We start from the raw sequence: 10,777 nt of genomic DNA on the forward strand, positions 1-10,777 counted from the left end.
CGGTGACGACGGCGCGACCGCGAGCTTCCTCGCAGCGCTCGAGCTGGTCACCTTGGCGTCGTCGCTCGGCGGCTTCTCGACCTTGATCTGCAAGCCCTCGAGCATGACCCACCGCGGCATGCCTCCCGAGGCGCAGCAAGAGGCAGGCATCCATCCCAATCTGCTGCGCCTGTCGGTCGGCCTCGAGGAAGCCGAGGATCTGATCGACGATTTCGAGCGAGCTTTCCGCGCCTGCGAATAAGTCGCGGCGCGGCGCTTGCTTTCATGTTGCATTGCAGCATAAAAGCGCCGGGTGCGTATCGCGATCATCGACGAAAGTGTCAGCCGGGCCTCGATCATCCAGGAGGGGCTTGCCGAGGCGGGCCTGGTCGATACCGTTGTCCTGTCGAAGCGTGACGGGCTGCTCGCCGCGCTCGAAGCGCTCGACCCCGAGGTCGTGCTGATCGACCTCGCGAACCCCAGCCGCGACCTGCTCGAAGATTATTTCGCCGTGTCGCGTGCGATCGCGCGGCCGATCGCGATGTTCGTCGACCAGAGCGACGAGGAAACCACCGCCGCTGCCATCGATGCCGGGGTTTCGGCCTATATCGTCAACGGCCTCAGCAAGAACCGGATCAAGCCGATCCTTGAGGTCGCGGTGCAGCGCTTCCATGCCTTCTCGCGCCTGCAGAAGGAATTGCACGAGGCGAAAACGGCGCTGGCCGATCGGGCGCTGATCGACCGCGCGAAGGCGATCCTGATGGCCAAGCGGGCGATCGACGAGCCGAGCGCCTATGCGCTGCTGCGCGGACAGGCGATGCGCAGCAATCGTCGCATCGCCGAGATCGCCGAGGCGATCGTCACCGCCGAGAGCCTGTTGGGAGACGCGCTGTGAGCCTCGACCGGGTCCGCATCGGCTTCCTGCCGCTGGTCGACGCGGCGCTTCCAATCCTCGCCCGCGAGAAAGGCTTTGGCGAGGCGGAGGGGCTGGAGATCGAGCTTGTCCGCGACTTCACTTGGGCGACGGTCCGCGACCGGCTGATCTACGGCCATAGCGACGCAGCGCATCTGATCGCGCCGCTGGCGATCGCGACGACGCTCGGGCTGGACAGGCCCGCCGTGCCGCTCTCCGTCCCGTTCGTGCTGGGACTGAACGGCAACGCCATCACCCTGGCGCCGGCGCTCGCCGAGGCGGTGGCGCCGAAGGCCGGCCTTGGCGACCCTTGGGAGGTCGGGCGCCTGCTCGCGGAGGAGGTCCGGCGGCGCAGAGAAGGCGGGCGGCGCATAAGGCTGGGCGTGGTCCATCGCTATTCGAGCCATAATTTCATGCTCCGCTACTGGCTCGCCGCCTCCGGCATTCGACCCGACGAGGATGTCGAGATCGTGACGATCAGCCCGGCGTTCGCCGGCGATGCGCTGGCGGCCGGCGAGGTCGACGGCATTTGCGTCGGAGAGCCGTGGAACAGCGCGGCCGTCGACCGCGGGATCGGCCAGATCGTGCTGGTCACCGCGCAGATCTGGCGGCGTGGAGTCGAGAAGGTGCTCGCGCTGCGCTCGGACCGCGCCGAAGCCGATCCCGATCTCGTGCAGCGGCTGGTGCGGGCATTGCATGCGGCGGCCGCCGATTTCGTCGAACCGCACAGCCTCGAGCCAAATGCGGCGATCCTGGCGCAGGCCGATTATCTCGACGCCTCGCCAACCCTGATCCTGCGCGCGATCTCCGACCGCATCCTGCTCACGCGCGGAACCGAGCCGCTTCACATCCCCGACTTCATGTTCCAATATCGCGAGGCCGCCAATTTCCCCTGGGTGAGCCAAGCGGCGTGGCTTTACTCGCAAATGCTGCGATGGGATCGCCTCCCCTTCTCCGCCGCGGCATCGGCCAAAGCGCAGAAAGTGTTCCGGCCCGACCTCTATCGGGCGGCGCTGGCCGGGCGTGGCGCGCCGCTCCCCGGGGCGAGCTCGAAACTCGAAGGCGCGATCGCCGGAGAGACGGGTGTCGGCTCGACGCAGGGCCGTTTGCTGATGGGGGCCGATCACTTCTTCGACCGGCGCACGTTCGACCCGGAGCGCATCGAGGACTATCTCGTCGACTTGCAATGAGTGCAATCGCCGCAACGCAGAACGCAATTGCTGCAGCTGCGAAATAATTTGCAACCCAGGAGCGGTTCGCGCATTCTGCCAGTACCGGGCAATGACGCCCCGGTGAAATAACCGACGCGATCGTCCAATGATGGGCGCGAGCATCGGGGCGGTCTCGCAAGAGGTCGCCACAGGCAATGGTGCCGCCCGACTGGCCGTTTCGGCTGAGTCGAGGCGGCTTTTTTTGTGTCTGGAGCACGGGAATGGCCGACGCGCAGTGCGATACGCAGCCGACAGTGATGACGCCGAAAGCCGGCGTGGAGCGTGCAGCACCGGGGTGGCAAAGCGGCCCGCCACCGGTGCTGACAAAGAAGAGTTTCTGGTCGGCGGGTCATCGCCCGACCTTGTTCGCCGCCTTGCTCTATTTCGACCTCGCTTTCATGGTCTGGGTGCTGCTTGGGCCGCTGGCGCCGCAGATCGCGCAGGATCTGGGGCTTAGCCCCGCCGAAAAGGGCCTGATGGTCGCACTGCCGACGCTTGCGGGCGCGATCCTGCGCCTGTTCGTCGGGCTCGCTGTGGACCGGTTCGGCCCGAAGATGACCGGCTCGATCGCGCAGGTCGTCGTGATCGTCGGACTGCTTGCGGCCTGGCAGGTCGGCATCGACAGCTTCGCTGGGACGCTCGCGCTCGGGCTGCTGCTCGGCGTCGCCGGAGCAAGCTTCGCGGTCGCGCTGCCGCTCGCCAGCCGCTGGTATCCGCCCGAGCATCAGGGAAAGGCGCTCGGCATCGCCGGCATGGGCAATAGCGGCACCGTCTTTGCGGCGCTGTTCGCACCGACGATCGCCGTCCTTTTCGGCTGGAATGCGGTGCTGGGGCTCGCGACCATTCCGCTGGCGCTGGCGTTCGCTGCTTATCTGCTGATGGCGCGCGACGCGCCGGATCGCCCGCGCCGGCGTCCGCTCTCCGCCTATCTCGAGCCGCTCAAGACGCGCGATGCCTGGCTGTTCATGCTTTTCTACGGCGTGACCTTCGGCGGCTTTTCCGGACTCGCCGCATCGCTTTCGATCTATTTCACCGACCGCTTCAGCCTCTCCGCGGTCACGGCCGGCTATTGCACCGCCGCCTGCGTATTCGCCGGATCGCTGGTGCGCCCGCTCGGCGGCGCGCTGGCCGACCGTTACGGCGGCATCCGCACCCTTTCGATCGTCTACGCGGTCGCCGCGACGGCCCTGGTCACGGTGAGCCGGGACCCGGCCACCATCGCCGCGGCGCTGGGCCTGTTCGTGGTGGCGATGCTTGCATTCGGCATCGGCAATGGCGCGGTCTTCCAGCTGGTGCCGCAACGCTTCCGCGAGGAGATCGGGGCGATGACGGGCCTGGTCGGAATGGCGGGCGGAATCGGCGGCTTCTACCTCGCCTCGAGCCTCGGCTTCGCCCGCCAGGCGACGGGCAGCTACCAGTCCGGCTTTCTGATCTTCGCCGCGCTCGCGCTGGCCGCGCTCGCGGCGCTCACCTGCGTCAAACGCCGCTGGCGCACCCGCTGGGAACTCGCAGCAGAAGGAGTGCGGATCTGATGAAGCACGAAAAAATCGACAATTGCGGCGGCGACGGACGCGAGCATCTGCTGGTCATCGGTAACGGCATGGCCGGGTGCCGCGCAGTCGAGGAAATACTCGCCCGCGATCCGCGCCGCTACCGGATCACGATCATCGGCGCCGAACCGCGGGTCAACTACAACCGGATCATGCTGTCCTCGCTGCTCGCAGGCGAGAAAGCATTCGACGAAATCGTCATCAACGACGCGGCGTGGTACGCCGAGCACGGCATCAGACTGATCGCCGGCGATCCGGTGATCGCGATCGATCGGCCGGCGAAGCGCGTGCTGATGCGCAGCGGTGCCGCGGAAGGCTACGACCGCCTGCTGATCGCCACCGGATCGGAACCGATCGTCATCCCCGTGCCCGGCGCCGAGCTGAAGGGAGTCGTAACGTTTCGCGACCTCGACGACGTCGACGCGATGCTCGCCGCATCAGCGGCCGGGGGCGATGCGGTGGTGATCGGCGGGGGCTTGCTCGGTCTCGAGGCGGCGCACGGCCTCACCACGCGCGGCATGAAGGTCACCGTGCTTCATCTGATGCCGAGCGTGATGGAGCGCCAGCTCGACGAAGCCGCGGGATGGCTGCTCAAGTCGGAGCTCGAAAGGCGCGGCCAGACGATCCTCACCGGTGCCGACACCGAAGCGATCTACGGCGACGGCGAGGTCGAGGGCGTTCGACTGAAGGACGGCCGCGAAATCCCCGCAAAGCTGGTGGTGATGGCGGTCGGGATCCGGCCGAGCACCCGTCTCGCCCGCGAAGCAGGGTTGGAGGTCAGGCGCGGCATCGTCGTCGACGATCAGATGGTGACCAGCGATCCTTCGGTCTTCGCAGTCGGCGAATGCGTCGAGCATCGCGGCATATGCTACGGCCTCGTGGCGCCGATTTGGGAAATGTGCCGGGCGCTGGCCGCCCGTCTGACCGAGCCCCTGACCGAGCACCTGAACGAGCAGACGTCCGGCTATAGCGGATCGGTCACTTCGACCAAGCTCAAGGTGTCGGGGATCGATGTCTTCTCGGCGGGCGATTTCGGCGGCGGAGACGGCTGCGAGGACATCGTGCTGCGCGACGCCAGCCGTGGCGTCTACAAGCGCCTCGTCGTCCGCGACGAGAAATTGATCGGAGCCGTGCTCTATGGGGACACCGGCGACGGCAACTGGTATTTTCAGCTGCTCCGCGACGGCGCCGGCATCGCCGAGATACGCGACAATCTGATCTTCGGGCAGGCGTTCGCGGAGGGCGCCGGCGGGGACCCTAGCAAGGCCGTTGCAGACCTGCCCGCAGGTGCCGAGATCTGCGGCTGCAACGGCGTGTGCAAGGGCACGATCACTGGCGCGATCGCCGAGCAAGGGCTGACGACGCTCGATGCGGTACGCGCCGTCACCAAGGCCTCCGCATCCTGCGGCTCGTGCACCGGCCTGGTCGAGACGTTGCTCGCGCTCGCGCTGGGCGACGATTATTCCGGCGAGCGCACCGTCAAGACGATGTGCAAATGTACGAGCTTCGGCCACGACGAGGTGCGCCGAGCGATCGTCGAGCAGGGCATGAAGGCGATCCCCGAAGTCATGCACAAGCTGCATTGGTCGACTCCGGATGGATGCGCCTCGTGCCGCCCGGCGCTCAATTATTACCTGCTCTGCGCCTGGCCCGGCGACTATGTCGACGACCAGCAGAGCCGCTTCGTCAACGAGCGGCTGCACGCGAACATCCAGAAGGACGGCACCTATTCGGTCGTGCCGCGGATGTGGGGCGGCATCACCTCCCCGCGCGAGCTGCGCGCGATCGCCGACGTGGTCGAAAAATATGATGCCAAGATGGTCAAGGTCACCGGCGGGCAGCGGCTCGATATCTTCGGCATCAGGAAGGAAGATTTGCCCTCGGTCTGGGCCGATCTCAATGCCGCCGGGATGGTCTCGGGCCATGCCTATGGCAAGGCGCTGCGGACGGTGAAGACGTGCGTCGGATCCGAATGGTGCCGCTTCGGCACGCAGGATTCTACCGGCCTCGGCGTCAAGCTCGAGCGGATGAGCTGGGGCTCGTGGATGCCGCACAAATTCAAGATGGCGGTGTCGGGTTGCCCGCGTAATTGCGCCGAAGCGACGATCAAGGATTTCGGCGTGATCTGCGTCGATTCGGGCTACGAGCTGCTCGTCGGCGGCAATGGCGGAATGAAGCTGCGCGGCACCGACCTGCTCTGCAAGGTGACCACCGAAGCCGAGGCGATCGAATATTCCGCCGCCTTCGTCCAGCTCTACCGCGAGGAAGCGCGCTACCTCGAGCGCACCGCCCCCTGGATCGAGCGGATCGGCATCGAGGCCGTCCGGCGGCGGATCGTCGACGACGCCGACGGACGGCACGCATTGGCCGCGCGCTTCCACTTCTCGCAGAGCTTCTCGCAGCAAGACCCCTGGGCGGAGCGTGTCGCGGGCGACCGGCGCGATCTTCACCGCCCAATCGCCGAAGTGCGCCCGATGGAGACGGCATGATGAACAATGGTTTTTTCGGCGACTGGCTGGACCTTGGCCCGATCGAGCAAATTCCGTTGCGCGGTGCCCGCAGCCTGCCCGTCGCCGGCGGCGAGGAGATAGCGCTGTTCCGCACCGGCGACGGCACGGTTTACGCGCTGATCAACAAATGCCCGCACAAGGGCGGCCCGCTGAGCCAGGGGATCGTCCATGGAACCAGCGTCGCCTGTCCGCTGCACGGCTGGACAATCTCGCTCGCGACCGGTCAGGCGCAGGGAGCCGACAGCGGCTGCACGCCGACGATCCCGGTGCGGATCGTGTCGGGGCGGGTGCTGATCGCGCGGGACGTCGTCATCAAGCAGGCCGCCTGAGCGTGCTGCCGATCCGCACGACCTGCGCTTATTGCGGCGTCGGCTGCGGAATTCTCGCGACTCCGGGCCCTGAACGCGAGGTGGCGATCGCCGGCGATCCCGACCATCCGGCGAACGCCGGCCGCCTCTGCTCGAAGGGTACGCATCTCGGCGAGACGGTGGGCCTCGAGGGAAGGCTGCTTCACCCGATGATCGGCTCACGGCGCGCCAGCTGGGATCGCGCGCTGGGGCTCGTGGCGAGCAGGCTGTCGCGGACGATCGCCGATTACGGGCCCGACAGCGTCGCCTTCTACGTTTCCGGCCAGTTGCTCACCGAGGATTATTACGTCGCGAACAAGCTGATGAAGGGGTTCATCGGCTCAGCGAACATCGACACCAATTCACGGCTGTGCATGGCCAGCGCGGTCGCAGGGCAGGTCCGCGCGTTCGGCGAGGATATCGTGCCGGCAAGCTATACCGACGTGGATGAGGCAGATCTCGTCCTGCTGGTCGGATCGAACACCGCCTGGTGCCATCCGATCGTCCACCAGCGCCTGATGGCGGCACGCGCGGCGCGCGGCACGAAGATCGTGGTGATCGACCCGAGACGCACCGAAACCTGCGAGGAGGCCGATCTCCACCTTGCGCTTCGACCGGGCAGCGACATTGCGTTGTTCAACGGCCTGCTCGCCCACTGCCGCGATCACGGCCTGCTCGACCCTGATTTCCTGAAGCAGAGCGTCGCCGAGCCGGACGGATTCTGGGAGGCGCTGGCGGCAGGAAGCGACCTCTGGTCGGTGGCGCGGGATTGCGATCTGGCGGTCGCCGACGTCCGCCGCTTCTTCCAATTGTTCGCCGAGAACAAGCGCACCGTCACCTTGTTCAGCCAGGGCATCAACCAGTCATTGCGCGGCACCGATCAGGTGAACGCGATCCTCAACCTCCATCTTGCAACGGGCCGGATCGGCAAGCCGGGCGCCGCCCCCTTCTCGATCACCGGCCAGCCCAATGCGATGGGCGGCCGCGAGGTTGGCGCGCTCGCCTCGACCCTGGCCGCGCACATGGACTTCGCGCCCGACAATGTGGAGCGCGTGCGGCGCTTCTGGGCGGCGCCGACGATCGCCACGCGCCCGGGCGCGAAGGCGGTGGATCTGTTCCGCGGCATCAAGGAAGGCCGGATCCGCGCCGTCTGGATCATGGCCACCAACCCCGCAGCGAGCATGCCCGATGCGGGCGCGGTGCGAGAGGCGCTTGCCGGCTGTCCGTTGGTGATCGTCTCCGACGTCGTGGCCGATACCGATACCGCCCGCCTCGCGCACATCCGGCTGCCGGCTGCCGCATGGGGCGAGAAGGACGGAACCGTCACCAATTCGGAGCGGATGATCAGCCGCCAGCGTGCATTGTTCCCGCTGCCCGGAGAAGCGCAGCCGGACTGGTGGATCGTCAGCGAGGTCGGGCGGCGGATGGGCTGGCGGACGGCTTTCGCCTATGATCGCGCAGCCGACATCTTCCGCGAGCACGCCCGGCTCTCGGCCTATGAGAATCGCGGCGCACGCCTGTTCAACCTGCGCAGCCATGCGGCGATCGGCAACGAGGCTTACGACCAGCTGGCGCCGTTCCGCTGGGGTGGTGCCGGCTTTGGGGACGGCGTCTTCAGCACGGCGGACGGCAAGGCCCGGCTCGTCGCGATACGCAATCCGAAGCCGGCCACACCGCTTGCAGCCTGGCCGATGACGCTCAACACCGGCCGCTATCGCGATCAGTGGCATACGATGACGCGCACCGGCCTCAGCCCTCGCCTCGCACGCCACCGCGGCGAGCCGCAGATCGAAATCCATCCCGCGGACGCCGGCGCGCTGGCGGTGGCCGACGGCGATCTGGTGCGCGTGTCGACGCCGCAAGGCGACAGCCTGTTTCGCGCGGCGCTGACCGATCGCCAGCGCCGCGGCGAGATCTTCACTCCGATCCATTGGACCGACTGCCAATCGAGCGCCGGGCGGACGGCTTTGCTCACCGCGCCGTTGACCGATCCTCATTCCGGGCAGCCGGGCTTCAAATCGACTCCGGCGCGCGCAGAGAAGGTCGCAGTGGACTGGCAGGCGTTCCTGATCGCACGCGCGATGCCCCGGCGCATCGACGCTCTCTACCACACAAGGATCCGCATTGCCGATGGCTGGCTCGTCGAGCTTGCCGGAATTGGCGATCCGGCGCCGCTGGCCGAAGGGCTGCTGCCACGAGGCGAGCGGCTCGACGTGCTTGATCCGACGCGGGGGGGCGCACGTTACGCAGTGCTCGTGGATGGGCGGCTCGAGGCCGCGCTGCTGGTTTCGACGCGCGGCAAATTGCCCTCACGCGACTGGCTGGTGACGCAACTGGTTGCGAGCGGCGCGGCGTCACCAACCGAGTTGCTGGCGGGCCGCCCAGCGAAAAGCGATGGCGATCCGGGAGAGCTGGTTTGCGCCTGCTTCGACGTCGGTGCCCGCACGCTTTTGCGCGCGATCGCCGAGCAGCAGCTGGTGAGCGTCGAGCAAGTCGGTCAGGCGCTGCACGCCGGGACGAATTGCGGATCATGCCGGCCGGCGATCCGCAGCTTCCTCGCTGCCGAAAAAGCCGACGCCGGACAACGCTCGCAAGCGTCGCCCGGCGACAGATTGTAGCTTCGATCGTGGGACGAGAAGGTCCACCAAGCTGCCGATGATCCTCGACCAGCCTGACGTCCCCTCCTCGCCTATATCGCAGTCTAGTCTCAATCCCGATTTGATCGAAACGGGATTGAGACTAATTTTCCTTTGTTTCCGTGATTTCCGAGTCGTCAGGTGATTCCACCTGACTTGAAATCACTCTAGAACTTCAACTGGACACCAACGCCGACGCGGCGCGGGAGCTCGTAGATCACGTCGGTGCCGAGCGCACCGGGGCGGATCTGCTGGAAGACCTTCTCGTTGAGGAGGTTGGTCGTCCAGACGCTGAAGCGCCACTTCTCGTTCGGCGTGGTCCAGGAGAGCTCGCCGTTCACGAGCGTGTAGCTCGGCTGGTAGTAGTTGTTGGTGAAGTCGCCGTAGACCTTCGCGCTGTGGAACACATTGCCGGTCGCGACGAAACGGCCGCCGGCGAGGTCGTGGCCCCAGTCGAAGCCGAGATTGAACGTCCACTCCGGCGCACGAGTCATGTTGTTGCCCGAGACGTCGGTCGGCGGCGTAGCGTTGCCGCCGTTCGGCTGCGGGAAGAAGCCCTGAGCAGCTGGGAAGTCCTTGTAGCGGGCGTGGGTGTAGGCGACCGATCCGCGGAAGTTCAGATCGTCGGTCGCAAGCGCCGTAACCTCGAGCTCACCGCCGTAGATTTCGGCATTGGCGGCGTTCTGGAGGATGTAGGTGACGCCCTGACGCGCCTGCACCTGCAGATCCTTATAGTCGTAATAATAGACCGAAAGGTTGGTGCGCAGCCAATTGAGCGGATCCGCCTTGATGCCGACTTCGTACGCGCTGATCGTCTCCGGATCGGTGGCCGTGGGCACCGTTCCGGGAGCCGGGACGCCGGCCATGTTGTAGACGCCGCTCTTGAAGCCCGTGCCGTAGCTTGCGTAGATGTTCGCGTCGTCAGCGAACTCGTAGCGCAGCGCGACGCGGTAGGTGATCTTGTCGGACGAGGAGCTGGTCTTGCCGCCGCGGCTGACGCCATTGAGGACCTGCTCGAACTTGCGCTTTTCCCAGGTGTAGCGAATGCCGCCGGTCAGGAAGAGCTTGTCGACCAGTTCGTAGGTGCCTTCGGCGAAGCCCGCATAGGAGGTGGTGGACACCTCCGGGTCGAACACGCTCGTGACCACCGCGCCGGCCGGGCCCTGCGGCCACTGCCGGATGGTGAAGCCGGCATAGCCGTCGAGGTGGAAGGCATAAGCGCCGAGGATCCAGTTGAAGCGGCCGGGCCCGGCCGAGAGCAAGCGGACCTCCTGGCTGTAGGTCTCGGAAACCACGCCGGGAGTGCTGGCGAGGAACTGGCCGAGCGAGACGTTCGAGGCGTCGGAGTCCGAATCCTGGACCGTTTTGTTGTGGCTGTAGGCGCTGGTCGTCTCGAGGTTGAACGCATCGAACTCGAACTGCGTCTGCAGCGCGAAATTGTAGCGCTCGGTGTTGAGGCGCGGCACGAAATCGAGCGAAGCCTGCCACGGCTTGGTCGGCAGGATGGCGCCGAACGACCGCCCGAGGGTGTTCGGGAGACCGGTCGTGCGGTCGACATAGGGCTGCGGCGAATTCACCGAGCTGTTCGAATCGAAATATTCGCCGATCAGGACGAACTTCATCGTGTCGCT

At 66.4% G+C, this 10,777-nt stretch carries 8 protein-coding genes; 7 read left to right on the top strand and 1 reads right to left on the bottom strand.

Features of this window, described 5'->3' with window-relative positions; all coding sequences use genetic code 11:
* From V6M48_RS11035 to V6M48_RS11065, 7 genes are all read left to right on the top strand, one after another.
* Positions 1 to 241 (top strand): PLP-dependent transferase (locus V6M48_RS11035; protein WP_332812595.1); only part of this gene is annotated, 241 nt, incomplete at its 5' end.
* A 51-nt stretch (positions 242 to 292) separates the two neighbouring features.
* Complete coding sequence (locus V6M48_RS11040; RefSeq protein WP_332812596.1) at positions 293 to 874, top strand: ANTAR domain-containing response regulator; 582 nt, start codon at positions 293 to 295, stop codon at positions 872 to 874.
* Positions 871 to 2,082 carry an ABC transporter substrate-binding protein gene (locus tag V6M48_RS11045; protein WP_332812597.1) on the top strand — a complete coding sequence of 404 codons (1,212 nt, stop codon included), beginning with the start codon at positions 871 to 873 and terminating at the stop codon, positions 2,080 to 2,082. The genes V6M48_RS11040 and V6M48_RS11045 overlap by 4 nt, the downstream gene beginning before the upstream one ends.
* A 242-nt stretch (positions 2,083 to 2,324) precedes the next feature.
* Positions 2,325 to 3,635 (top strand): nitrate/nitrite transporter, encoded by a 1,311-nt coding sequence (locus V6M48_RS11050; RefSeq protein ID WP_332812598.1) that lies wholly within the window; start codon positions 2,325 to 2,327, stop codon positions 3,633 to 3,635.
* A complete protein-coding gene (nirB, locus tag V6M48_RS11055; RefSeq protein WP_332812599.1) occupies positions 3,635 to 6,142 on the top strand; it encodes a nitrite reductase large subunit NirB in 2,508 nt (835 codons plus the stop codon). The genes V6M48_RS11050 and nirB overlap by 1 nt, the downstream gene beginning before the upstream one ends.
* Positions 6,139 to 6,492 (top strand): nitrite reductase small subunit NirD, encoded by a 354-nt coding sequence (gene nirD / locus V6M48_RS11060; RefSeq protein WP_443019098.1) that lies wholly within the window; start codon positions 6,139 to 6,141, stop codon positions 6,490 to 6,492. The genes nirB and nirD overlap by 4 nt, the downstream gene beginning before the upstream one ends.
* On the top strand, positions 6,489 to 9,128 hold the full coding sequence (locus tag V6M48_RS11065) for a molybdopterin-dependent oxidoreductase (RefSeq protein WP_443019099.1): 2,640 nt from the start codon (positions 6,489 to 6,491) through the stop codon (positions 9,126 to 9,128). The genes nirD and V6M48_RS11065 overlap by 4 nt, the downstream gene beginning before the upstream one ends.
* A 185-nt stretch (positions 9,129 to 9,313) precedes the next feature.
* Here V6M48_RS11065 and V6M48_RS11070 read toward each other — a convergent pair.
* Positions 9,314 to 10,777: TonB-dependent receptor (locus tag V6M48_RS11070; protein WP_332812602.1), on the bottom strand; the 1,464-nt coding region annotated here is incomplete at its 5' end.

The sequence above is a fragment of the Sphingomonas sp. genome (assembly GCF_036677245.1).
In the GTDB taxonomy this organism is placed as follows: domain Bacteria; phylum Pseudomonadota; class Alphaproteobacteria; order Sphingomonadales; family Sphingomonadaceae; genus Allosphingosinicella.